General features: G+C 44.9%; 20 protein-coding genes, 2 tRNA genes and 1 pseudogene. 13 read left to right on the top strand and 10 right to left on the bottom strand.

The features are described from left to right. Nucleotides 1-72: 72 nt before the first annotated feature. The 3 genes from J4N40_RS10070 to J4N40_RS10060 are packed head-to-tail and all read left to right on the top strand — an operon-like array spanning nucleotide 73 to nucleotide 3322. A complete protein-coding gene (locus J4N40_RS10070) occupies nucleotides 73-1194 on the top strand; it encodes an ABC transporter ATP-binding protein (protein WP_048626301.1) in 1122 nt (373 codons plus the stop codon). Continuing rightward, nucleotides 1191-2471 (top strand): ABC transporter permease, encoded by a 1281-nt coding sequence (locus tag J4N40_RS10065; protein ID WP_053350407.1) that lies wholly within the window; start codon nucleotides 1191-1193, stop codon nucleotides 2469-2471. The genes J4N40_RS10070 and J4N40_RS10065 overlap by 4 nt, the downstream gene beginning before the upstream one ends. 2 nt (nucleotides 2472-2473) lie before the next feature. Further along, nucleotides 2474-3322, top strand: a complete 849-nt coding sequence (locus J4N40_RS10060; RefSeq protein WP_025766753.1) for an ABC transporter permease — start codon at nucleotides 2474-2476, stop codon at nucleotides 3320-3322. A gap of 120 nt (nucleotides 3323-3442) precedes the next feature. Here the strand turns inward: J4N40_RS10060 and J4N40_RS10055 are convergent, their stop codons facing one another. Next, nucleotides 3443-3877, bottom strand: a complete 435-nt coding sequence (locus tag J4N40_RS10055; protein WP_250654231.1) for a hypothetical protein — start codon at nucleotides 3875-3877, stop codon at nucleotides 3443-3445. A 302-nt stretch (nucleotides 3878-4179) separates the two neighbouring features. On the opposite strand from J4N40_RS10055, the gene J4N40_RS10050 reads away from it, so the two are divergent. Then, complete coding sequence (locus J4N40_RS10050) at nucleotides 4180-6624, top strand: collagenase (protein ID WP_154204650.1); 2445 nt, start codon at nucleotides 4180-4182, stop codon at nucleotides 6622-6624. A gap of 160 nt (nucleotides 6625-6784) precedes the next feature. On the opposite strand, the gene J4N40_RS10045 is transcribed toward J4N40_RS10050, so the two are convergent. From J4N40_RS10045 to J4N40_RS10015, 7 genes are all read right to left on the bottom strand, one after another. Further along, nucleotides 6785-8581: an aminopeptidase P family protein gene (locus J4N40_RS10045; RefSeq protein ID WP_154204649.1), complete on the bottom strand. Its 1797-nt coding sequence runs from the start codon at nucleotides 8579-8581 to the stop codon at nucleotides 6785-6787. After that, entirely contained in the window at nucleotides 8581-9573 is a 993-nt protein-coding gene (locus J4N40_RS10040) for an ABC transporter ATP-binding protein (protein WP_064353857.1), read from the bottom strand. The genes J4N40_RS10045 and J4N40_RS10040 overlap by 1 nt, the downstream gene beginning before the upstream one ends. 9 nt (nucleotides 9574-9582) lie before the next feature. Continuing rightward, nucleotides 9583-10566 carry an ABC transporter ATP-binding protein gene (locus J4N40_RS10035; RefSeq protein WP_195723102.1) on the bottom strand — a complete coding sequence of 328 codons (984 nt, stop codon included), beginning with the start codon at nucleotides 10564-10566 and terminating at the stop codon, nucleotides 9583-9585. Nucleotides 10567-10576: 10 nt separating this feature from the next. After that, a complete protein-coding gene (locus J4N40_RS10030) occupies nucleotides 10577-11509 on the bottom strand; it encodes an ABC transporter permease subunit (protein WP_250654230.1) in 933 nt (310 codons plus the stop codon). Nucleotides 11510-11518: 9 nt separating this feature from the next. Then, entirely contained in the window at nucleotides 11519-12439 is a 921-nt protein-coding gene (gene oppB / locus J4N40_RS10025) for an oligopeptide ABC transporter permease OppB (protein WP_017633965.1), read from the bottom strand. 144 nt (nucleotides 12440-12583) lie between these two features. Then, nucleotides 12584-14194 (bottom strand): peptide ABC transporter substrate-binding protein, encoded by a 1611-nt coding sequence (locus J4N40_RS10020; protein ID WP_250654229.1) that lies wholly within the window; start codon nucleotides 14192-14194, stop codon nucleotides 12584-12586. Nucleotides 14195-14458: 264 nt separating this feature from the next. Then, entirely contained in the window at nucleotides 14459-15565 is a 1107-nt protein-coding gene (locus J4N40_RS10015; RefSeq protein ID WP_250654228.1) for a M20/M25/M40 family metallo-hydrolase, read from the bottom strand. A gap of 539 nt (nucleotides 15566-16104) precedes the next feature. On the opposite strand from J4N40_RS10015, the gene hppD reads away from it, so the two are divergent. The 8 genes from hppD to J4N40_RS09975 all read left to right on the top strand — a co-directional run bounded on the left by hppD (nucleotide 16105) and on the right by J4N40_RS09975 (nucleotide 21717). Then, nucleotides 16105-17178 (top strand): 4-hydroxyphenylpyruvate dioxygenase, encoded by a 1074-nt coding sequence (hppD, locus tag J4N40_RS10010; protein WP_250654227.1) that lies wholly within the window; start codon nucleotides 16105-16107, stop codon nucleotides 17176-17178. Beyond that, entirely contained in the window at nucleotides 17171-18301 is a 1131-nt protein-coding gene (locus J4N40_RS10005; RefSeq protein WP_154204647.1) for a homogentisate 1,2-dioxygenase, read from the top strand. The genes hppD and J4N40_RS10005 overlap by 8 nt, the downstream gene beginning before the upstream one ends. Nucleotides 18302-18310: 9 nt before the next feature. Beyond that, the gene (locus tag J4N40_RS10000; protein ID WP_047008690.1) at nucleotides 18311-19348 is read left to right on the top strand and encodes a fumarylacetoacetate hydrolase family protein; all 1038 of its coding nucleotides are present in this window, start codon (nucleotides 18311-18313) and stop codon (nucleotides 19346-19348) included. A 21-nt stretch (nucleotides 19349-19369) separates the two neighbouring features. Continuing rightward, nucleotides 19370-20038 carry a maleylacetoacetate isomerase gene (gene maiA, locus J4N40_RS09995; RefSeq protein ID WP_154204646.1) on the top strand — a complete coding sequence of 223 codons (669 nt, stop codon included), beginning with the start codon at nucleotides 19370-19372 and terminating at the stop codon, nucleotides 20036-20038. Nucleotides 20039-20233: 195 nt separating this feature from the next. After that, nucleotides 20234-20893: a DUF2726 domain-containing protein gene (locus J4N40_RS09990; RefSeq protein ID WP_005377831.1), complete on the top strand. Its 660-nt coding sequence runs from the start codon at nucleotides 20234-20236 to the stop codon at nucleotides 20891-20893. Nucleotides 20894-21012: 119 nt separating this feature from the next. Next, nucleotides 21013-21351, top strand: coding sequence for a hypothetical protein (locus J4N40_RS09985; RefSeq protein WP_005377830.1), 339 nt, complete (start codon nucleotides 21013-21015; stop codon nucleotides 21349-21351). A gap of 179 nt (nucleotides 21352-21530) precedes the next feature. Then, nucleotides 21531-21607 (top strand) — tRNA-Val (locus J4N40_RS09980). A 33-nt stretch (nucleotides 21608-21640) separates the two neighbouring features. Next, a tRNA-Val gene (locus J4N40_RS09975) sits at nucleotides 21641-21717 on the top strand. Nucleotides 21718-21902: 185 nt separating this feature from the next. Here J4N40_RS09975 and J4N40_RS09970 read toward each other — a convergent pair. Together J4N40_RS09970 and J4N40_RS09965 are read right to left on the bottom strand one after the other, a co-directional pair. Beyond that, nucleotides 21903-22715 (bottom strand): tyrosine-type recombinase/integrase, encoded by an 813-nt coding sequence (locus J4N40_RS09970; protein ID WP_033905174.1) that lies wholly within the window; start codon nucleotides 22713-22715, stop codon nucleotides 21903-21905. A gap of 51 nt (nucleotides 22716-22766) precedes the next feature. Next, nucleotides 22767-23048 (bottom strand): annotated as a pseudogene (locus J4N40_RS09965) (helix-turn-helix domain-containing protein); the annotation flags it as partial. Nucleotides 23049-23220: 172 nt separating this feature from the next. Between J4N40_RS09965 and J4N40_RS09960 the strand changes: the two are divergent. Next, the gene (locus J4N40_RS09960; RefSeq protein WP_033905175.1) at nucleotides 23221-23436 is read left to right on the top strand and encodes a hypothetical protein; all 216 of its coding nucleotides are present in this window, start codon (nucleotides 23221-23223) and stop codon (nucleotides 23434-23436) included. Nucleotides 23437-23858 lie beyond the last annotated feature (422 nt).

Below are 23858 nucleotides of genomic sequence, written 5' to 3'. Positions count from 1 at the left end.
TGTGCTGTTTAGTAGAGCGTTAACTGACGCTCTACTCATTCGTAATATTCAAAAAATGAGAAGAGGGAAGTCATGAGCACGGAAAACAAGGACTATGTCAGCTTTCAACACGTTAAGAAAACCTACGATGGCACTAATTTGGTGGTGAAAGACTTCAACTTAGATATTGCTCCTGGAGAGTTCGTTACTATGTTGGGGCCGTCAGGATCGGGCAAGACCACTTGCTTGATGATGCTAGCAGGCTTTGAAACTGCGACCGGTGGAGACATTTATATCGATGGCGTTCCTGTCAATCATCTCGCGCCGCACAAGCGCGATATTGGTATGGTGTTTCAAAACTATGCGTTGTTTCCACATATGACCATTGCTGAGAATCTTGCGTTTCCTTTAAAGGTGCGAAAACTCGACAGTGACACGATTCAAAGCAAAGTTCAGAGTGTATTAGAAATGGTCGAGCTTGAGCATGTTGCGACTCGATACCCGAAGCAGTTATCAGGTGGTCAACAACAGCGTGTTGCGTTAGCGCGAGCATTAGTGTTTGAGCCTAAACTCGTTTTGATGGATGAACCACTAGGCGCGTTAGATAAGCAGCTGCGTGAGCAAATGCAGATGGAAATTAAACATTTGCATGAAAAGCTTGGTATCACCATTTTGTATGTGACGCACGATCAAGACGAAGCTCTCACTATGTCCGACCGTATTGCGGTTTTTAATCACGGCGAAGTGCAACAACTCGCGACACCAACCGAGCTTTATGAATCTCCGAGTAATACGTTTGTTGCGCAGTTTATCGGAGAAAACAACCAACTCTCAGGTTTAGTCAAAGAGTGGAACGGAAAGTATTGCCAAGTGCTCGTTGGGAAAGAGTTATTTACTGCGAAACCTGTCAGAGTCTCTGAGCAAGGGCAGAGAACAACACTTTCCATTCGACCAGAAAAGATTGTTATTCAACCAGAGAAAGCGTCTTGTGAGAACCAAGTCTCGGGCGTCCTACGAGAATTGATTTATCACGGTGATCATTATCGTCTGGTCGTCGAAGTAGAGAGCGTTGGTCACTTCATCGTTAAAGTACCTAACGATAATCGTAAACACTTGCAGTTAACGCCTGGCTCAATTTGTCGTATTGGTTGGCAAAGTGACGATTGCCATGCTCTTGATGGGACACAAACTCAAAGTAGCGAGGTAGCAGCATGAGTCGAGAGCTAACCGCATTAGATTCTGTATTGGAAATCGAACGCCAAGTTCATGAGCAAGAAACCAATTTGAAAGCGCAGTTGCAAAAGGCCGAGCGCCGAAAAAAGCTTCGCTCCATTATGCTCACAACGCCATTGGTGTGTTTTATTCTGCTTACGTTTGCTTTTCCTATCCTCGACATGCTTTATCGAAGCGTGGATAACCGAGAAATATCCCTGTCACTACCACAAACTATTCAAGCCTTAGAAAGTTGGGATTATCAAGGTCAGCCTCATCAAGAAGTCATTGAGGCATTCTCTGTTGAAGTACTTGCGCTTTATCAAAGCAAAGAGCTGCCGAAAATAGCCAACCGGATGAATATTGAAGAGTCTGGTATGCGCAGTTTACTCATGAAAACCGGCAGAAAGTTGTCTCGTTTGACGTCGCTGCCGAGCTCGGTGACACAGTTGGCTAAGCTGGATAAGCGATGGACTAATCCTAAATATTGGGCGGCGTTTAAGAATCTTAGTGGCGCATTAACATTCAGTCACTATCTTGCAGCGCTAGACTTGCAAGTGAATGAGTTTGGAGACATTGAGCCCCAACCAGAAAAACGCCAAATATACGTCGACCTTTTCTTTAAAACTTTTTGGATGTCTATTTCAATCACCTTAATTTGTTTGGTGATGGCGTACCCCGTTGCTTACCTGCTTGCCAATTTACCTGATAAGCGCGCGAACTTACTTTTAATTATTGTGCTGCTGCCATTTTGGACATCATTGTTAGTCAGAACCACGTCTTGGATTGTTCTGCTGCAAAACCAAGGGGTCATTAATGATCTCCTTATTTGGTCGGGTTTTACTTCTGAGCGAATTCAGATGATTCACAATACCTTCGGAACGGTGGTGTCTATGGTGCACATTCTGTTGCCTTTTATGATCCTGCCTCTGTATAGCGTAATGAAAGGAATTAGCCCAACTTATTTCCGTGCCGCTCGTTCTCTAGGCGCGACGCCTTTCATTGCGTTCATCAAAGTTTATATGCCGCTTACGTTACCGGGGATAGGTGCGGGGGCCTTGCTTACTTTCATTCTTTCTATTGGCTTCTACATTACGCCCGCTTTGGTTGGTGGAAGAAGCGGACAGATGATCTCCAATATGATTGCCTATCATATGCAGACATCACTGAACTGGGGGATGGCTGGCGCATTGGGTGGACTGCTTTTGTTCGTTGTACTGGTTCTGTTTTATATATTCAACCGTGTGGTTGGTATTAATAACCTTAAGGTAGGAGGATAACCATGGCATTACCAAACTATGCATCAAAAGTAGAGCGAGTTGCTTACGCAGGTTACTTAGCTTTTTGTGGGTTGGTGCTGTTCTTTTTAATCGCTCCAATTCTGACCATCATCCCGTTATCGTTTAATGCAACGCCTTACTTTACTTTTACCGAGGGGATGTTAAACCTTGATTCGGAAGCGTATTCTACTCGCTGGTATCAAGAAATGTTTACTAGTGATCAGTGGCTGTTGGCGCTGAAAAATAGCACGTTCATTGCTTTTATGGCGACACTCGTTGCAACAGGGCTGGGAACTCTGGCGGCGTTGGGTTTAGCAAGTAGTAACTTGCCTTTTCGCAATACGATTATGGCGCTGTTGATCTCGCCCATGATCGTACCAGTCATTATCTCTGCTGCTGCGATGTACTTTTTCTACACACGCCTTGGCTTATCACAAACTTATTTAGGCGTCATTTTGGCACACGCTGCGTTAGGTACGCCTTTTGTCGTCATTACCGTTACTGCGACGTTAAGCGGCTTTGACCATAGCTTGGTAAAAGCGGCGGCTAGCTTAGGAGCAAACCCTGTTTATACTTTCAGACACATTACCTTTCCTCTGATTCGTCCGGGGATGATTTCTGGCGGCTTGTTTGCTTTTGGCACTTCGTTCGACGAGGTTGTGGTGGCGTTATTCCTGACTGGGGCAGAACAAAAAACCGTTCCTAGGCAGATGTGGTCAGGAATTCGAGAGCAAATCAGTCCGACTATATTGGCGGTCGCTACGTTGCTGATTTTTATGTCGGTGTGTTTGCTCGTGACTTTAGAAGTTCTACGTAGGCGTAATGTACGCATTCGAGGCATTCAAGAATAACCAAACTTTTTCTTTGTTGCTCGCTACGCACTTTTGTTTAGGTGCTCCTCAATTTTTGACCAAATGCGCCTCATTGTAGGCGCTTGTCTTTTGTGTTTATCATCAGCGATGACTGACATGTCACTCCTGTAGATTAATGCCAGCCTGCTCGAAACGTGCCAAAGGCGACTTGTTTGATCGCTGATACCAACTAGCTGGCATGTTTGGTTTAAGTCGGGCTTTCTCTTCCTTGCTAATCACAACATAGTGCAAAAACGCATTAAGTGTGGTTACCATCACGTTAAACGTCATTTCCCCATCTTTGCTGATGGATTTCAATAACCCAACGACGGTTTCCTCAGAGACTAACGGTTCAACCACCGCCTTTTTTCGCTCTTTTATTGATGTTGAAGCGGGCAGGTTTGCACGTGCCGTCTCCCAACAAACTTTGTTGGTTTTACTGACAAGGTTGTGCTTGTAGCAGTAGTAACTGAATAAAAAGCGTGGCAGGTTTTGCCAGCGTTCGGCTTGGACTTCTAACCAAAGATGTTGTAGCTCAATATCAGCGTCGGTCATAGGAGTTGTTTAGCAAAAAGAAAAGAAACCATTTTATCGCTTTTGTGAGGAGCAATAAAAGATATTTGAATGGAAAGATAAACAACTAGTTGATCAATATTACTAAAGCAAATCGATTTCTGGCAAGCTCGTGCAACGGCAACTCGAGTACCAAAAACTGACACCGCTACGTTTAGTTGTTAACAAAATGTTTCATCTTGTCTTGCGAGTAGATTATATGGAGATGCTCTTGCAGTAATAAGGGCAGTGGCGATGCAAAAGACGTAATGCATTTAAGGAAAACTCAATATAGAAGAAATTAGATGGAACTGAAGATTTTGAGTGTCGCGATTGCGACAACATTAACCAGCACTGGCGTATTTGCGTTAAGCGAGCCAGTTTCTCAAGTTACAGAGCAACATGCACATTCGGCTCATACACACGGTGTTGAATCCAATCGAGTTGAATACCAACCAACCGCAACTCTCCCTATTCAGCCCTCCAAGGCAACTCGAGTACAGTCACTTGAAAGCCTTGATGAGTCGAGCAATGCTTGTGATTTGGAAGCATTGGTTACCGAAAGCAGTAACCAATTGATCAGCGAAATTTTAAGTCAGGGCGCGACGTGCGTGAACCAGTTATTCTCTGCTGAAAGTCGGGTTCAGGAGTCGGTATTTAGCTCCGATCATATGTACAACATCGCTAAGCACACTACGACCTTGGCGAAGGGTTATATGGGTGGCGGGAGCGATGAACTAGAAACGTTGTTCTTATACTTACGCGCGGGTTATTACGCCGAGTTTTACAATGACAACATCTCATTTATTGAATGGGTCACCCCAGCGGTGAAAGAATCCGTGGATGCGTTTGTTAATAACGCAAACTTCTATGAGAACAGCGACCGTCACGGCAAAGTGCTTAGTGAAGTCATCATCACTATGGATAGTGCGGGCTTGCAGCACGCGTACTTACCGCAAGTGACCCAGTGGCTTACACGTTGGAATGATCAATACGCCCAGCACTGGTATATGCGCAATGCGGTTAATGGTGTTTTCACTATTTTGTTTGGTGGGCAGTGGAACGAGCAATTTGTGCAAGTAATTGGTAACCAAACAGACCTTGCCAAAGCTTTAGGCGATTTTGCTCTGAGGGCGTCATCAATCGGTGCTGAAGATGAGTTTATGGCCGCGAATGCGGGGCGAGAGCTCGGGCGTCTGACCAAGTATACGGGTAACGCGAGTTCTGTTGTGAAGAGTCAGCTGAGTCGAATCTTTGAACAGTATGAAATGTATGGTCGGGGTGACGCGGTTTGGCTTGCGGCGGCGGACACCGCCTCATATTACGCAGATTGTAGTGAGTTCGGAATTTGTAATTTCGAAACTGAGCTAAAAGGCTTGGTGCTATCGCAAACTTATACCTGTAGTCCGACAATTCGAATATTGTCCCAGAATATGACGCAAGAGCAACACGCGGCCGCATGTTCTAAAATGGGTTACGAAGAGGGTTACTTTCATCAGTCTTTAGAAACGGGTGAACAGCCAGTAAAAGATGACCACAACACTCAGCTCCAAGTCAATATCTTCGATTCAAGCACTGATTATGGTAAGTACGCAGGGCCAATTTTCGATATTAGTACTGACAATGGCGGTATGTACTTGGAGGGCGACCCTTCCCAGCCGGGGAATATTCCCAACTTTATTGCTTATGAAGCCTCTTATGCGAACGCGGATCACTTTGTCTGGAACCTAGAGCACGAATACGTGCATTACTTAGATGGTCGATTTGATCTCTATGGAGGGTTTAGTCATCCAACTGAAAAAATAGTGTGGTGGAGTGAAGGCATTGCAGAGTATGTCGCTCAAGAAAATGACAACCAAGCAGCACTTGAGACGATTTTAGACGGCTCGACATATACCTTAAGTGAGATTTTCGAGACTACTTATGATGGGTTTGATGTCGATCGAATTTATCGTTGGGGGTACTTAGCTGTACGTTTTATGTTTGAAAATCATAAAGATGACGTAAACCAAATGCTGGTGGAAACACGCCAAGGGAATTGGAGCAATTACAAAGCAACGATCACCCAATGGGCGAATTTGTATCAAAGTGAGTTTGAGCAGTGGCAGCAAGCCCTTGTCTCAAATGGTGCACCTAATGCAGTCATAACCGCAAACAACAAGGGGAAAGTCGGTGAAAGCATTACATTTAGCAGTGAAAACAGTACAGACCCAAACGGGAAGATCGTCAGCGTCTTATGGGACTTCGGTGATGGCTCGACAAGTACACAAACCAAGCCGACGCACCAATATGGGAGTGAAGGGGAGTATTCGGTCAGTCTAAGTGTGACAGACAGTGAAGGCTTGACGGCAACCGCCACTCATAGTGTTGTTATCTCAACGTTGGGCGGTAATGACACATTGCCACAAGACTGCGCGGTGCAAAGTAAAGTAAGCGGTGGGCGCCTAACAGCAGGAGAGCCCGTTTGCTTGGCAAATCAACAAACCATTTGGCTGAGTGTGCCAGCGGTGAATGAGAGCTCAAATCTGGCGATAACGACGGGGAACGGTACGGGCAACCTAAAGCTTGAATACAGTAACTCCGGTTGGCCGGATGATACTAATCGTCACGGGTGGTCAGATAATATTGGTAATGGAGAGTGTATTACGTTGTCAAATCAGAGTAACTACTGGGGCTACGTTAAAGTCTCTGGTGACTTTGAGAATGCCGCCATCGTCGTTGATTTTGATGCTCAGAAGTGTCGTCAGTAGGGCATTTTAACTGCATCATTTTAATTTAATTGATCGCCTCGCTAACATTGCGGGGCGTTTTTGTTTTTTACGCCGTTATCTCTATAAAAAAACCAGCCCGAAGGCTGGCAAACAAGGAGTTTGAGATGAAAATGAAAACGTTATAAAACTTGCTGATATCCTATTTCTCAATAAGTTGGGTTGTGCGTTGAAGCCAGTTTTTATCTTGCGCATCAAGAAAAGGGCTAAGCGCTTGATAGACTCGTGAATGGTAATGATTGAGCCAGTCTAGCTCTGCTTGATCTAGCATTGATAAGTCAAGGGCGTTGGTCGCAATTGGAGCAAGAGTGATGGTCTCAAAACCGTAAAACGTGCCGAACTCATTTTGTTCTACCTCTACAACTTTAAGAATGTTCTCTATTCTTACCCCGTACTCACCTTCGCGATAAACGCCTGGCTCATTAGTAATGACCATACCCGGTTTTAGTTCAACCTCGTGGTGGCTTTGCGAGAAATTTTGTGGGCCTTCGTGAACATTCAAGCAAATGCCCACGCCGTGTCCAGTGCCGCACTTGTAATCAATACCATGTTGCCATAAGACGCCACGCGCCATGATATCAAGATTGGCACCCGTAGAGCCTTTCATGAATCGAGTCTGAGTCAGTCGGATGACCGCTTTGAGCACCAAGGTATAATCTTTGCGCTGCTTAATGGTCGGTGACCCGAAGTGGAAAGTACGGGTGATGTCTGTTGTCCCGCCAAGGTATTGGCCACCAGAATCGACAAGAAAGAAGTTGCTTTCATTGACCGCCGCATTACTCTCTTCATCGGCGGCATAATGCATTTTTGCCCCGTGAGCTGCGAAGCCTGCGATAGTGCGGAAACTGTCACTCACATAATGTCGGGTTTGACGGCGATAGTGGTTCAGTTGTGCCTCAGCAGACAATTCTGTAACGAATCCGCTTGGAACTTGCTCTTCTAGCCAGTTCATAAACCTTACGATTGCCACACCATCATCTGTTAATGCCTGCTCTAGGCTGGTTAGTTCGGTCTCATTTTTTATGGCCTTCATTGCCGTTACAGGGCAAGCCATTGGTTTTAGATTCACATTCCGTTCAATCGAACTCACCAATAAGCTGTCTGTGTGGGTAGGGCTAAAAGCGAGCGATAATCCCTCACATTGCTGATTCAAATACTGACTTACGTAGCTGTAATGGCGAATGTGTACACTCTGCTCGGTCAGTGCTCTTTCAACTTCTTGAGGCAGTTTGGCTTTATCAATAAACAGTGTCGCAAGTGATTGCTCTACGATTAGATAGGCTTCAGAAACTGGGCAGTAATTAGTATCACCACCTCGAATATTCATTGTCCACATGACATCATCTAGCGTTGACACTAATAAGCTATCTACTTGGTTCTCGGATAACCAAGAACGGATTCTTGCTAACTTATTTTCTGTGTCAACGCCAGCAAAAGCGGTGGGATGCTCGAATACGGGTGTACTTGGGCGAAGTGGTCTTTCAAGCCAAATCGGTGCGAGTAAATCCAGGTCGAGAATGATCTTAATACTTTTCGCTTCAAAGGCATGTTTGAGGCCTTGATAAAAAGCGTAACTGATGGCGCGCCCGTCAACCGCGACAATACTGTTTTCTGGGAGCGTGGTAGCTAGCCATTTGGCAATTGTCGGCGTTTCTGGTTGTTTGGCTTTAAACAGTTCCAACCCTGTGCCGTGTAACTGTTCTTCAGCTTGAATATAGTAACGACCATCAGTCCACAGGCCACCACCTTGTTGGGTAATGACGACATCGCCTGCAGAACCGGTAAAACCTGAAATCCAGCTTCGCGCTAACCAATGATCCGCTGAGTATTCACTGTTATGTGGGTCATTGTTGGTCACGATATATGCAGACACGTTGTGAAAGGACATTGCCTCACGCAATAACGTAAGGCGTTGGTTTACTGAGTTAGTATTGTTCATTAAATGGTTCCTAAAGTCATATTTGAGCAATAGATATGATGCTGCTCCGAGCCTGTTTTTATTGGGTTCTGTTGCCCGCATACTTCTGTGGCTTCTGGGCATCGAGTACGAAAAACACAACCGCTAGGTGGGTTAAGTGGAGAAGGAAGATCGCCGGGCAATAGTTGTATTTCACGGTCACGTGCTAATTGCGGATTAGCTATCGGGACAGCAGATAACAGTGCTTTGGTGTAGGGGTGCTGTGCATCATCAAATACTTTATCGTAACGTCCTACTTCCATAGGTTTACCAAGATACATCACCATAACGCGGTCGCTGATATGGCGCACCACGCTTAAGTCATGCGCAATCATCACCAGTGTTAACCCCATTTCTTGTTTAAGATCATCTAGAAGATTGATGACCTGAGCTTGTATGGAGACATCTAGCGCACTAACGGGTTCATCACACACGACCAAATCTGGATTGAGAATTAATGCTCTGGCAATGCCCACACGCTGGCATTGACCTCCGGAAAATTCATGTGGATAGCGGTTTCGCTGGCTCGCCAAGAGACCCACTTTATCCATCATAGCGATGACACGCTTTTCTACCTCTGCCTGTTTAAGCTTTGGCTCGTGGGTGAGCAGTGGTTCGGCGATGCATTCTGAGATGGTTAATCTCGGATTCAAACAAGCGGATGGGTCTTGAAACACCATCTGAAATTCTCTGCGTCGAGAGGAAAGCTCTTTTTTACTAAACCCGAGCATGTCTTGACCTTTCCAAGTCAACTCGCCATGTGTAGGTTCAATTAAGCGAAGTAAGGCGCGTGCAAGTGTTGATTTTCCGCAGCCTGATTCCCCCACAATGCCAAGTGTCTCACCTCGGTAAACATCTAAGTCGATACCATTGACCGCTTTCACGATTTTACGTCGACTTGGAATAAGATGACGTGAAACAGGAAAGTGGACGTTTAAATCACGAGCAGACATGAGGACTTCTTTTTTATTCATAACGCCTCCTTAAGCTTTTATTTGAATAGGAGTGATAACACTGGGTGCGTTAACGTGACAGGCAATGGACTGGCTCGTGTTTAATGGAGAAAACCGTGGGGTTTCGTATTGGCAACGCGTCTCTCGATGCTCGCACCGCTCTCTAAACGGACACCCTTGATGGTTAATCAACGCACTTGGTGGGTTACCTGGGATGGTTGGTAAACGTGGCATATCTTCAGTGATAGAAGGAATTGCCTTTAGCAAGCCTTGAGTGTAGGGGTGCGCAGGTTGAGCGAACAATGTCTCCGTATCGGATTGCTCCATTTTTTGACCACCATACATGACCAATACGCGATCACACATCTCGGCGACGACGCCCATATCGTGAGTGATCAGTAAAATGGCCGTATTGAACTCTTGTTGTAAGTCTCGTAATAGCGTCAAAATTTGAGCCTGAACGGTTACATCTAATGCGGTGGTTGGTTCGTCTGCAATTAACAACTCGGGCTTACACAACAACGCCATCGCTATCATGATTCGCTGACGCATTCCGCCAGATAATTCGTGAGGGTATTGATTCATCCGAGTTTCGGGAGAGGGAATACGCACCGCATCCAACATGTGAATCGACTCCATTTTTGCTTGTTTTCGGCTCATTCCTTTATGAATCATGAGAACTTCACAAAGCTGCTTGCCAATTTTCATGAATGGATTAAGTGACGTCATCGGATCTTGAAAGATCATTCCGATTCTCTCTGCACGGATGCGGTTGAGCTGCTTTTTCGACATCGCGAGTAAATCATCACCGTGGAACATTGCGCTTCCAGACACGGCGCCGTTATCCGCGGTTAACCCCATTAATGCGAAAACAGACTGGCTTTTTCCCGAACCTGATTCCCCAACAATCCCAAGAGTTTCGCCCGCTTTAATCGAGTAGGAGAGATTACTGACCGCTTGCACTTGCCCATCTGGCGTATCGAAGCGAACGTTCATGTTTTCAATAGATAGCATGGGTTTGTCCTTATCGGTCTTTCGGGTCAAGAGCATCACGCAAGCCATCGCCGATGAAGTTAAAACAAAAGAGGGTGGCAACCAAAAACAGAGAGGGAAAAAGCAGCATCCACAATGCAACGTCAATCGTTTTTGCGCCTTCGGAAATTAGGATTCCCCAGCTCGTGTCGGGTGGTTGAACACCAAGCCCTAAGAAGCTCAAAAACGATTCGAACATAATGAATCCTGGTACCATTAAGGAGGAATAAACCATCACGATCCCAAGCACATTAGGCAGAACATGGCGTCGGACAATTGTCAATTTAGAAACCCCAATAGAGTGTGCGGCTTCGATGAACTCTCGCTTTTTTAGACCGAAGGTGACACCACGTACAACACGGGCAATGCCCAGCCAAGATACCATTCCGATCACGATAAAAATCAGGTAGATGTTGTTGCCAAAAAGGGTAACAAACAGGATAACCATAAACATAAATGGCACCGAATCGAGCACCTCAATAATGCGCATCATTACGCTATCGACAACGCCGCCAAGATAGCCGGAAATACTTCCCCAAATCGTACCAATAACAACGGCGACTAAGGCGCCAACAAAACCTACCAAAATAGAGAGCCTGCCACCTTGCATCGTGCGAGCGAAAACATCTTGCCCGAGATCATCGGTACCAAAGTAATGGCCACTGCTCAGTGAAGGTTTCCCTAGCTCGTATGGATCGATGAGCACTTCCCAGTCAATTTCATCATGGCCAAAAGCGGCAAGAGAGGGGCCGAAAGTGATGCATAAGGTAATGAAAGCCAAAACATACACTGATGTCATCGCGGCTCTGTTTTTATGAAATCGAGTCCATGCATCCTGCCAAAGACTGCGACCTTCGACGGCTTCAATATTGTCGACGACTTGATCTTGAAGAGCTTGTGTATCCAGTTTTTTGATCGTTAACATACCGGACTCCTAAACGCGTATACGAGGGTCGATAATCGTATATAGCAAGTCGACCACAAGGTTAAAGAAGATAGTGAGTGAAGCGACAATCAGAGTAATGCCCATTACTAGGCCGTAGTCGCGGTTGAGAGCCCCAGACACAAAGTGTTGTCCCATGCCACCTGTACCAAAGAAAATGTCGATAATTACCGAGCCTGTCACGACAGACACAAACGCAGGGCCGAGCATCGCAACGACGGGAATCAGGGATGGTCGCAAAGCGTGATGGAATAAAATGTAGGTTGTGGACAAACCTTTGGCCTTTGCCGTTCGAATGTATGGTTGGTTGAGTGTTTCAATCATTGCGCCACGCATGACGCGTGCAATACTCGCAATGGAGCCAATCGCTAGGCTGAGCACGGGAAGAACAAGAAAAGCCAGCTTTCCTCCTTCCCAACCACCAGCAGGGAACCAGCCGAGCTGAATAGCGAAGATCATGACTAAAACTGGAGCAAGCACGAAAGCCGGAACTACAACTCCAGTCATCGAAAGTGTCATCAGGCCGTAATCTAGGCGGCTATTTCGGTTCAATGCCGCAATAGTGCCAAGCAACATGCCAAGTGGAACGGAAATACAAAAGGAGAGTACGCCTAATACTGCTGAAACTGGCCATGATTGTGCGACGAGCTGTGTAACACTGAAGTCTTGATAAACGAAGCTCGGACCGAGATCTCCTTGTATGAAATTACCAATGTAAATCCAAAACTGAGTAACGAAGGGCTGGTCCAAATGGAATTTTGCTTCGATATTCGCACGTACCACCTCTGGCATAGGCCGTTCCATATCAAATGGCCCCCCTGGTGCAATGTGCATCAGCCAAAATGATATGAGTGCGATGAATAGAAGCGTGGGGATAGCGATAGCTAATCGCTTAACAATGTACCAAATCATGATCCATCATCCTTTGGTCATCCGAAATCACTTCGAACGGTTATGAATAAAAAATGGTCTGAGCTCAGGTTGCCTTCTCCACCGAGAGATATGAGGAACGGCAAGTAAACATTGAACTTGCCGACTCAGACCGAAAACATGCTTTTAGTGGGCTTTTACATAGACATTCTTGCGGTAGTACGACGACTCAGGGTTTGTCAGTTCGTAGCCGCCCACGTAAGGCTTGATGAGGTATTGATCGTTACCCGGACGATAAATAGGAATAATGGCCATGTCTTCAATCAGCATGCTTTCTGCTTGTAGATACAGTTCTGATGGGTTGCTCATGGTCTTTGAGCGAGCCATTAACTCGTCGTATTGCGGGTTGTTATAACGAGAATCGTTGTACTCGCCACTAGAAACGAAGATATCCAACCATGTAGAGGCTTCATTGTAGTCGGCCGTCCAGCCGCCGCGAGTAATGTCGGTCGGCTCTTTAAGTGCGTAGAACACTTTCGGTTCTAGCTGTTTTATTGTGACTTGCGCACCCAAACGGCTTTTCCACATACCTGCCATGGTCGTTGCCATTTTTACGTCCATCGAGAAAGTTGGTACGGTAAACGTCAACTTAAGCGGATTGCTTTTATCGTATCCAGCTTCTGACAGTAATTGCTGCGCTTTTTCGATACGTTTATGACGGTTCCAAGTTGCGAACTCAGGAGTGTGAGATTTAAAACCATCTGTTTGAGGTGGCACAAGGGTATACATTGGAACCCCACCGTTTCTCAAGATAGCACTCGTTAACAGTTGACGGTCAATGGCATATGAGAGGGCTTTACGGACCCGCACGTCTTTTGTTGGTCCTTGTTGAGTGTTGAGGTAATAGAATGTGGAGCCAAGAGACGCACTGGTGCTTGCCACTTCTTGTGGGCGTTGTTGAATTAACTTTTTCTTCTGAGCGGCAGGAATGGAAACCGCTTGGTCTATCTCACCGGCTAGGTAGCGGTTTAGCACTACGTTTGCATCACCAATTGGTAGCCAGGTGACTTTTTCCAGCACTACATTGCTTGCGTCCCAGTAATGTGGGTTTTTAACCATCACCAGTTTTTCGTTAACTTTCCATTCAGAGACAGTAAACGCACCATTTGTAACGATATGCTCAGGCTGGGTCCAACGGTTGCCATGTTTTTCAACGGTCGCTTTGTGAACGGGGGCAAGCACTGGATGACTTAATAGTTTCGTAAAGAAGGGAATAGGCTCTTCGAGTGTTACCTGGAATGTTTTTTCATCCAGCGCCTTCACGCCCAAGGACTCGGGTTCGGCTTCGCCCTTCATAATCGCTTGCGAGTTTTCGATATTTGGAATGGCCGCAAACCAAGCGTAGGGTGAAGCAGTGCTTGGATTCAGTAAGCGTTGCCAGCTGTAGACAAAATCTTGTGCAGTGACCGTTTCGCCATTTGACCATTTTGCATCACGTAAGTGGAAGGTATAAACCGTATTGTTGTCATTGACTGACCAAGACTCAGCAACACCAGGAATGGTTTTACCTTGCTTATCTTGAATGACCAGACCTTCAAACAGGTCTCGACCGAGATTAAAAGCGGGCTCTGCAGCTTGCTTGGCTGGGTCAATAGAAGTAACTTCAGCCCCATTGTTTAGCGTAATTTCTTGTGTCTCATCGAGGGTCACACCCGAGGGATACGGCACGGCATAGCTTGATGTTGCCAGTATTGGACTCATCATCGACGCTAATAAAAGCAACTTAGTTAATTTCATCCTTGTCTCACTCTTTTCATCCTGAAAGATGCCAAAAATGTATATTGTATAAATTGTCTACACAATCGAGTTTTAACATTACTGTAACAGGGTGTCAGGTGTTGAGCTGTCTAGTCTCAAAAAGTGAGCTAGGGGAATTTCTTTGAAGATCTGATATCAAGTTGGCATGACGGGAAGTAATTTTGCTTCGATACAAATTAAAATCCCCTTCAAGCACAGGCTAGAAGGGGAAGATAGTCAGTCTGCTCTTCAAAAGGCATGACGTTAACTGACTAGGAAATGTTTCACGAACTCAGTGATTTTGACCATATCACTTACCGCGATAAACTCTTCTGTCGTGTGTACTTTTGCCATGCCAGTTGAAAGGTTGACCGTTGTGAGACCTTTCTTGTTAAAGTTGTTGGCATCGCTACCGCCGCCAGTGCCTTTTGTGAAGGCGTCAATTCCTAACTCTGAAAACGCTGCTTTTATAGCGTTTACGTGTGGGTGGTTTTCTTCAATAACAAAAGCGTCGTAGGCTCGGCTAGATTCAATTTCGACTTCTGCACCGTGTTTTTCACAGACAGACTCTAATGTTGAGATCATATGATTGACCTGAGCATCTAGTTTATCGCCATTCAGGGAGCGTGCTTCTGCCACGATTTTTAATTCAGGCATAACAATGTTTGTGGCCTGACCGCCGTTAACCATACCGATGTTGGCTGTCGTTTCTTCGTCGATGCGAAGCAGCTTCATTTGGTTGATGGCATCTGCCGCCACCATGATCGCACTGATGCCTTCTTCTGGCGCAAGCCCTGCGTGTGCTGGTCGACCTTTGATTTTTGCCATGATCTTTTGCTGGCCTGGGGCTGCGGTCACAATGGTGCCAATAGGGCCACCCGTATCTAACACGATTGCTTCCGTTGAAGTGACGTGTGACATATCGAAGTATTGTGAACCGAATAAACCGCCTTCTTCATACACGGTGAAAGCAAGTTCTAACGTTTTGTGCTCACGGTTTTCCGCTTGAATACAACGAACGGCTTCCATGATGGCAGCAATACCAGATTTATCATCGCCACCGAGAATCGTATGGCCTTTTGAACGGATAATGCCGTCTTCGATGAGTGGCTCAATGCCAATACCTGGAGTGACCGTATCCATATGACAGCTCATTAGGATAGAGCCGTCTTTTTTGCCGTCTAAACGGGCGTACACGTTAAAACCGTTAGAAATGTGCTCAGGCACTGGAAGCTTGTGCACGGTAAAGCCTAGCTCGCCTAGCTGTTCTGCCAGTGTTTCTGCAATTTGTTTTTCGTTTTTTGATTCGCTGTCGATACGTACTAGTTGGCAAAAGTGTTCAACTAAGCGTTCTTGATTGATGTGTGTCATTAGATGTCTCTTTTTCTGATCGAGCGTGAAGCCTTGTGGCTCGGCTCGATAGGGAACAGAGCACCACTTATGGCACAGTTACTTTTGAATAAAACTGAGGTGAATCAATAAAGGGGTATCCATGACACGATTCTGACCGATGAGCCTTTCGAACTGTATGAAGAGTCACGAAACATTACTTTTGATGTTTTGTAGGACCAAATGAATGAAGCAGATAGAAATAGGGGGCAATAGGCTTTCTATCCCTCTTTTACTTTTTGAGCTACGTTGCCAAGATAAAATGCCAAAGTAACAACTTGTTTACATTTTTCATGTTGGCGTAAAGCCGAAAATATCAATCTAATGTATTGAAAATAAGCAATTTGTTTGATTTTTGCGAAAGTGGATTCGATGCGCCTTCTGTGTGTAACATATATTTTACAATTATGCGTAAAAGTCGCCAAGATAAAGATTTCTCCCCACGTATTCCAATTTCTCAAGACCTGCGCCAAGTTAGACAAATAAGTCCAAACAAAAGCTACTGAGACAAGGAGAAAGTCATGGTTGATGCATATAACCCACTAGGAACAGACGGATTTGAGTTTGTTGAATATACCGCAGCAGACAACAAAGGCACTCAACAGCTTAAAGATCTGTTTATATCGTTAGGTTTTGCGGAGATTGCAAAGCATCGCTCAAAAGAAGCGTGGTTATATCGACAAGGTGACATTAGCTTTATTGTGAATGCGCAGCCGCATAGCCAAGCTGAGGGATTCGCCAAAGTTCACGGTCCGTCGGTTTGTGGCATGGCATTTCGTGTGAAAGACGCCACCGTTGCTCTGGCGCATGCGTTAGAGAATGGCGGTAAAGAATATAAAACGGAAATTGGGCCGATGGAGCTAAGCATTCCTGCTATTTATGGCATCGGTGAAAGCTTGCTTTATTTTGTCGACCGTTATGGAAAGCAGAGTATTTATGATGTCGATTTTCGTTTTTATGATGATGCTGATGAGCGTTTATCAAAAGCGAATGTTGGTCTTTACGAAATCGACCACTTAACGCACAACGTTAAGCAAGGCAACATGGATGTCTGGTCTGGTTTCTATGAGCGCATTGGTAACTTCCGCGAAATTCGTTATTTCGATATCGAAGGTAAGCTGACTGGTCTTGTCAGCCGTGCGATGACCGCACCTTGCGGCAAAATCCGAATTCCTATCAATGAGTCGTCAGATGATAAATCACAGATTGAAGAGTTTATCCGTGAATACAATGGCGAAGGTATTCAACACATCGCATTGACCACAGACGACATCTACGAAACGGTCAAAACCTTGCGTGAGCGAGGCATGGACTTTATGCCAACGCCAGATACTTATTACGAGAAAGTCGATCAGCGTGTTGAAGGCCACGGTGAAGATGTAAGCAAGCTTCGTGATTTGCAGATTCTTATTGATGGTGCGCCAACGAAAGATGGCATCTTGCTACAAATCTTTACTCAAACCGTTATCGGCCCTGTGTTCTTCGAAATCATCCAACGTAAAGGCAATGAAGGCTTTGGCGAGGGTAACTTCAAAGCGTTGTTTGAATCGATAGAAGAAGACCAAATTCGCCGAGGAGTATTGAGCGATGCATAAATGGATCACATTCCCTCATCGGGAGGGAGTCTGCTCTAAACAAGCACATGCTGACTTCCCGGAAGAGGCAATTTATGAACGTGAGGCAGGTCGAAGTGGCTTCTTCGGCCCCGCAACACATTTTCATCATCAACATGCCCCAACGGGGTGGTCTGAGTGGGAGGGCGAGCTACGTCCACGAGCGTTCGATTTTAATCTAGTGGAGAAAGTCAGCCATATTACCCCGTGGGCAGTCCCGCATCTATTACACAACGCGAATTGTAAAGTTCGTGTTTGGCGTATGGATGAAAAAATGGATTTCTTGGTGAGAAACGCTGATGGCGACGAACTGCTATTCATCCACCAAGGTACGGCAGATCTCTACTGTGATTATGGTCATTTGAAAGTGAGCGAAGGGGATTATGTCATGATCCCTCGCTCAACGAGCTGGCGTTTAGAGCCAAGCGAGCCGATGTTCATTCTGATGATCGAAAACACCGATGCGGCTTATACATTGCCCGAAAAAGGCATGGTTGGAAACCACGCGGTGTTTGATCCGGCGGTTTTAGAAACGCCGTCGATCAACGATCAGTTCCGTGCTCAATATTCTGAGAATCAAACACAGGTTCAGGTGAAACGCCACGATAAAGTCAGTGTTATCACTTACCCATTCAACCCGCTGGATGCGATTGGCTGGCATGGTGATTTGGCGGTAGTAAAAGTGAACTGGCGTGATATTCGTCCACTTATGTCACATCGTTACCATTTACCGCCTTCTGCACATACTACATTTGTAGGAGCAGGATTTGTGGTGTGTACCTTCGTCCCTCGTCCAATTGAAAGTGATCCTGGAGCGCTCAAGGTACCGTTCTATCACAACAATGACGATTATGACGAAGTCTTGTTCTACCATGCAGGTGATTTCTTCAGCCGTGACAACATTGAAGCAGGCATGGTGACATTCCATCCTGCAGGATTTACACATGGCCCTCACCCGAAAGCATTCAAAGCAGGGCGAGAGCATAAGAAGACTTTCACCGACGAAGTTGCGGTCATGATTGATACGCGTCACGCACTTCAGTTTTCGGATGAGCTGGAAAAAGTAGAAAACAAAGAATACGTCTATAGCTGGCAAGAGAAGTAAGAGGCAAGGATGAAATTAGCAACCAAGAAAAATGGCACTCGTGACGGTTTGTTGATGGTCGTGAGCAAAGACTTAACGCGCTGCGTACCTGCGACAGAAATATTCCACCCAATGAATTTGGCACCGACGATGCAGGTGGCACTTGATAACTGGGATGCGCTAGCACCGCAACTGGAAGAGCTATACGTTGCACTGAACAATGGCACGGTTGCAGGGTATGAAGAGTTTGAAGCGCACTACTGCGAGTCGCCGCTTCCTCGCGCTTATCAGTGGGCTGATGGCAGTGCTTACGTAAACCACGTTGAGTTGGTTCGAAAAGCTCGCGGCGCTGAAATGCCAGAGAGTTTTTGGACGGACCCGTTGATGTACCAAGGAGGCTCTGATGCCTTTATTGGACCTTGTGACAACATCGAGTTTGCGAGTGATGAATGGGGTATTGATTTCGAAGGTGAAGTTGCTGTCGTAACTGGTGACGTCCCTATGGGCGCAAGTGTTGCAGAGGCTCAGGAGTCGATTCGTTTGATCATGCTGGTGAATGATGTCTCACTACGTGGGCTAATTCCCGCAGAATTAGCTAAAGGGTTTGGTTTTTTCCAATCTAAACCTTCTTCTGCGTTTTCTCCTGTGGCAGTAACACCAGACGAACTAGGCGATGCGTGGTACGAAAACAAAGTGCATTTACCATTGGTCTCGACCTACAACCACAAGCCGTTTGGTCGCCCGAATGCAGGTATCGATATGACGTTTGATTTCGCAGACTTAATTGTTCACGCGACTAAAACGCGCCCGCTATCTGCTGGTGCGATTATAGGCTCAGGTACGGTATCCAACAAGCAGGGAACGGAACATGGCACTTCGATTGAAGAAGGTGGCGTTGGCTATTCATGTATCGCGGAAGTTCGTATGATTGAAACCATTCGTGATGGTAAGCCGTCGACTAACTTCATGTCGTTTGGAGATTCAATCAGATTGGAAATGTTCGATGCGGATGGCAACAACATATTCGGTTCGATTGACCAACAAGTTAGCCAATATCTCAAGCACTAATAGTGCTGGTTGGGAGACGATATGAGCGATAGCATGATTTTATACGGATACTGGCGATCATCGGCGGCGTATCGTGTGCGTATTTGCTTGAATCTTAAAGAGTTATCGTATGATTCAAAATCGGTACACTTGGTGCGCAATGGTGGCGAACAACACAGTGACGAGTACCATGAGTTAAACGCTTCTGAACTGGTTCCTTTGCTGGTGGATGGGGAGGTTCAGTTAACCCAGTCACTGGCGATCATTCAATACTTAGAAGAACACTACCCGGATGTCACTGTTATCCCCGAGCAAACGCCGTTTCGATACCAAGCGCTAGCTTTGGCTCAGGATATTGCAATGGAGATTCATCCCCTGAATAACTTAAGAGTTCTACAGTATTTAGAGGGGGAGCTAGCTTGCGAACCAGAGCGCAAAGTCGCTTGGATTCATCACTGGATCCACAAAGGTTTTACAGCATTAGAAGAGAAACTTCAGAAGCATCGTAAACTAAATGGTGATTGCAAGTTTAGCCTGACAAGCTCGCCATCTATTGTCGATATTTGTCTGGTACCACAATTTTATAACGCACAACGCTTTGGTGTAGATACTTCTCTTTATCCAACCATTAACGCTGTTGTGCAGTCATGCAATCAACTGCCAGCTTTTATTGATGCGATGCCAGAGAATCAGCCAGACGCTAATAGTTGATTCTTAGCATACATAATGTATTAACAAAATTTAAACGAGCCAATCCAAGTGTGTGATTGGCTCGTTTTTATTGGTGAGCAAAATTTTCTGTTTCTCGCTATCGTCGTGGCGCCTCAAAATTGCGAGGTTTTGTTGCTCTGCATAACATTTCCATTTACGCTTTGAGCAACGAGTTGTTTTGGATGCACTTTATTTATGACCAACATTTTTATCATTGTTGTTCTTCTGGTTTTATTCTTCTTTGTTATTCAAAAGTACGTGATTAAGCACGATGACACGCGTGATTATCCTTATCGCTCGAAAGGCCCTCTGCTCAGAGGTCAAGAGGGTGCGTTCTATAATGCGTTAAGAGCGGCGGTCGGGGAGCATGCCGTAGTATTCGCGAAAGTAAACATGTCCAGTTTGGTTACGCCAAAAGAAATCAAAAATAAGAAGCAGTTTTTTGTCGCGAACAATCGTATATCTCGAAGCTATTTTGATTACGTTATTTGTGACCCAAGGACACTAGAGCCGCGCGTTATCGTTGAATTGGATAATGGGCAGGAGCTAAACAAGGGTAAGATAGAAAGACAAAAGTTATTGATTCATGTTTGTAAGACGGCCAACCTGCCTTTAATTGGCGCCTCGATAAAGCACAGTTATCAAGTTGGGCGATTACGTCGTTTGCTTGCGGCACATATTGATTTGATTGAGCCCGATAAAGAAGTGCGCTTTTGCAAAAAATGCGGCAGTCCGATGATCATTAAAACCGCAAGCCAAGGTGAGTTCAAAGGGAGACGTTTCTTTACTTGTAGCCGTCAGCCGAATTGTACATACACCGAAAATTATAACGTTGTGTTTGAGGCGGACGACTAAACACGACAATTAACCTGCAGAAATAAGGGGCTTTGATTAGAGATGATCAAAGCCTTTTTTGTATCTGTCCTCAAGGCAAGACCTATACTTTGAAAAAGAGTGCAGAATAGGGCAGCCATATGCGATACGGATGGATTTTGTCAGCATTGTTCATCGCATCTAATGTTAGTGCGATACCTAATTTGAAACCACTGGAGTGTGAATTGACAGAGACACCCCAAGATCATTTCTTGTTTTACCGAGAGCAAATGGTTTACCACAGTGAGCAGTTTGTCATATTTCAAAACTTCAAAGGCAGGGTGAGCACTCAAGTGGACGTCAAAACAGGAGAGTTGATTCGTACAACCTATATCGGCGAACCATTTAAACCTAAATATCAGATTTTGTTCGGCACTTGCCCTAAGGTATCGCAAACCTTACAGATTTGGATGCTCAGTGAAGTGCCTTACGACAATTAAGTGAGATAATAAAAGTTATATAGATCACACTTTTAAACCCTGCAGGCTCAGTCCTTGTCGATAAAATCATCTGAAAACGCGTGTTGAGTTTACATTTTCGCCAAACGGTTCAAAGTTGGTAAATTTGTGCTTGCACCGTCGTTCGCTTATAGCTAATATCCTCGTCGTTCCAGAGAAATGCGTCCGTAGCTCAGCTGGTTAGAGTATCGCCTTGACATGGCGGGGGTCGGTGGTTCGAGTCCACTCGGACGCACCATTCTGAATTGAATGGTTAGGAACATAAAAATTTGGGTCCGTAGCTCAGTTGGTTAGAGTACTACCTTGACATGGTAGGGGTCGGCGATTCGAGTTCGCCCGGACCCACCAAATTTTAGAAAAAGCCCACCTTTTGGTGGGCTTTTTTGTGTCTATAACTTATTGATATTCAAGTGGAATTCCTTCTTTTTTCCTTTTTATCCCCTTGTTATTACTCTGCGTTAGTACTGAGTAAAGTTCGAGGGGGTGGTAAAAAGGTGGTAAAATACAGTAGTTTGTACAGCGCTTGAAATGGGCTATATTGCGACGCTTATGGCTGGTACTTCATGCCATTCTACGTCGTGACTATCAGTGTAAATCTGAGTGGTTCTATCACTGGCATGTGCCATGCGTTGGCGAGGGTTTACACCCATTTCATCGATGAGTTTTGCCGATAGCCTTCGGATTTCATGGAAAGTAGGGCGCTTAGCTTTTTCTACGTTAGAGTACAAACCGAGTTCGTCGCGTACTTTGGAAAATGTTTCGCTGATCATGCGACTGGTCACTTGGTAACGGTGGTCACACTGCTTAGCGATATTATTGTTTCTTGCAGGTCTACGATGCACTACGTAAGGGCAATGTAGCTTATCTGTTTTAGATAGCTCTACAACTTCTTTGATAGCGCTTGTCACCGGAATAGCAACATAAGACGTTTTAGCATTCTTAACCTTTGCTCGATGTATGTACAAGGTACCAAATACAATTTCTCCGTTCTCTGGTTTTGGAGTATCAAACCAGACAATTCCACATGTATCCGGTTTTGGTATACGGTATTTTATTCTATGTAGTTCAGCTACTGCGTGAGTCGATTGAATCGATAACCCCATCGCTACTTTTAAAAATAGAGGGGCCTCTTTTTCAATTGCTTTGAATGCTTCTATATCTAAACCCAAGCGTTCTTTCTTATTATCAGAAACATTTAGCCATTTTGGTTTTTTGTTAAACATAAAGTTTTCACTAATTGCGGATTCATCTGCTAGATAGCTAAAGCTCTTCTTTAATCGAGAAAGTTTCTTGTTATAAACCTCTTTGGATTTATCGCCATAATATGTATTTAGAAAGTCGTTCATGGTTTCCTAAGTTAATTGACTTGGAAAGCTTGTCTCCTACAAACTCATTAAGTCGAGCATTATAAGTGCGTCAATAATTTTGAAATCGTGCTTGGTATACCGCTTGTTACGCCGTGATCGGCTTAACCTGTTTCTAGCTCTTTGTTGCGCTCTAGCTGGCTGATAGGAAGGGTTGGGGCGATAGGCATTATATCGAGAGTTACGTTTAAAGTCTCGGTAGATAGTGCTCTTGTGACGCCCTAGCTCTTTAGCGATGTTGACGACACTAATGCCTTGCTTTCTAAGTGCGGACATCATATACCTTTCATTCTCAGTGAGGTGTGTGTAATTCATGGTTTTTCACTTCTTGGCGGGAGTAAAACTTATGAATAGCACATCTCACAGTTTTAAATTTCAGGGGTGTCGCACTTCGTACTTGAATCCAAGCGGTATAACAAGTTACTTCAGAGTGATTCGCAACGCACTAAGTCGACATGATATTTATAAACATTATTAAGAGGAAAAGATGAAATTTGATATGTCTGTTAATGATAACTCTGCTTCATTCTTTTATGAGGGGAGTGAAATGTGTATTTTCGTTGATAGTTTTGATAATAAAAGCTTTGATGTGAGACTAGGAAATATAAGTGAATCAGAGTTAATTGGCTCAATTTCTGCGAAAAGTGACTCTGAATTGAACTCGAAGCTTGAAGAGCTTTATCGTAGCTTTATGGAGGGGTAAACATGATTTCACGATCTCAAATAGCTGCTCTCGAACGTTCAGTGAATAAGATTTTACGTTGCCATAAATGTCATTTAAGTCATCTAAGCACTTTGTTAAAGATAGAATGAATGGCATACGTAATAATCTATTGATAATTATTACTGAGCTTAACTCTATATTTAACAGGTTAACAGTATTACATGTAGAGGTGCTTAAGAAGTTGAGTTACAATGATACTTTTAATATTAGGTGTACGGTTTCGCATATAAATATGCCTTGCGCTGTTAATAAGATTCACGTTGATGGTGATGAGCATCAACGTGAATATAGTTATTACAGTAATGAGGAAAAAAGGACTGGAAGTCAACGGACCCCAAAGAATTTCTTGTTTAACTTAATAGCGCGCTAACAAAGCGTTTAAGAGGGATTTTGCACACGTG

The organism is Vibrio sp. SCSIO 43097 (genome assembly GCF_023650755.1).
GTDB lineage: Bacteria > Pseudomonadota > Gammaproteobacteria > Enterobacterales > Vibrionaceae > Vibrio > Vibrio alginolyticus.
This window is presented reverse-complemented; position numbering and strand designations above follow the sequence as displayed.

What these genes read in the sequence shown, in the direction of transcription:
- J4N40_RS10070 (WP_048626301.1), top strand. Translation starts at nt 73, where the DNA reads ATGAGCACGGAAAACAAGGACTATGTCAGCTTTCAACACGTTAAGAAA.
- J4N40_RS10065 (WP_053350407.1), top strand. Translation starts at nt 1,191, where the DNA reads ATGAGTCGAGAGCTAACCGCATTAGATTCTGTATTGGAAATCGAACGC.
- J4N40_RS10060 (WP_025766753.1), top strand. Translation starts at nt 2,474, where the DNA reads ATGGCATTACCAAACTATGCATCAAAAGTAGAGCGAGTTGCTTACGCA.
- J4N40_RS10055 (WP_250654231.1), bottom strand. Translation starts at nt 3,877, where the DNA reads ATGACCGACGCTGATATTGAGCTACAACATCTTTGGTTAGAAGTCCAA.
- J4N40_RS10050 (WP_154204650.1), top strand. Translation starts at nt 4,180, where the DNA reads ATGGAACTGAAGATTTTGAGTGTCGCGATTGCGACAACATTAACCAGC.
- J4N40_RS10045 (WP_154204649.1), bottom strand. Translation starts at nt 8,581, where the DNA reads ATGAACAATACTAACTCAGTAAACCAACGCCTTACGTTATTGCGTGAG.
- J4N40_RS10040 (WP_064353857.1), bottom strand. Translation starts at nt 9,573, where the DNA reads ATGAATAAAAAAGAAGTCCTCATGTCTGCTCGTGATTTAAACGTCCAC.
- J4N40_RS10035 (WP_195723102.1), bottom strand. Translation starts at nt 10,566, where the DNA reads ATGCTATCTATTGAAAACATGAACGTTCGCTTCGATACGCCAGATGGG.
- J4N40_RS10030 (WP_250654230.1), bottom strand. Translation starts at nt 11,509, where the DNA reads ATGTTAACGATCAAAAAACTGGATACACAAGCTCTTCAAGATCAAGTC.
- oppB (WP_017633965.1), bottom strand. Translation starts at nt 12,439, where the DNA reads ATGATTTGGTACATTGTTAAGCGATTAGCTATCGCTATCCCCACGCTT.
- J4N40_RS10020 (WP_250654229.1), bottom strand. Translation starts at nt 14,194, where the DNA reads ATGAAATTAACTAAGTTGCTTTTATTAGCGTCGATGATGAGTCCAATA.
- J4N40_RS10015 (WP_250654228.1), bottom strand. Translation starts at nt 15,565, where the DNA reads ATGACACACATCAATCAAGAACGCTTAGTTGAACACTTTTGCCAACTA.
- hppD (WP_250654227.1), top strand. Translation starts at nt 16,105, where the DNA reads ATGGTTGATGCATATAACCCACTAGGAACAGACGGATTTGAGTTTGTT.
- J4N40_RS10005 (WP_154204647.1), top strand. Translation starts at nt 17,171, where the DNA reads ATGCATAAATGGATCACATTCCCTCATCGGGAGGGAGTCTGCTCTAAA.
- J4N40_RS10000 (WP_047008690.1), top strand. Translation starts at nt 18,311, where the DNA reads ATGAAATTAGCAACCAAGAAAAATGGCACTCGTGACGGTTTGTTGATG.
- maiA (WP_154204646.1), top strand. Translation starts at nt 19,370, where the DNA reads ATGAGCGATAGCATGATTTTATACGGATACTGGCGATCATCGGCGGCG.
- J4N40_RS09990 (WP_005377831.1), top strand. Translation starts at nt 20,234, where the DNA reads ATGACCAACATTTTTATCATTGTTGTTCTTCTGGTTTTATTCTTCTTT.
- J4N40_RS09985 (WP_005377830.1), top strand. Translation starts at nt 21,013, where the DNA reads ATGCGATACGGATGGATTTTGTCAGCATTGTTCATCGCATCTAATGTT.
- J4N40_RS09970 (WP_033905174.1), bottom strand. Translation starts at nt 22,715, where the DNA reads ATGAACGACTTTCTAAATACATATTATGGCGATAAATCCAAAGAGGTT.
- J4N40_RS09960 (WP_033905175.1), top strand. Translation starts at nt 23,221, where the DNA reads ATGAAATTTGATATGTCTGTTAATGATAACTCTGCTTCATTCTTTTAT.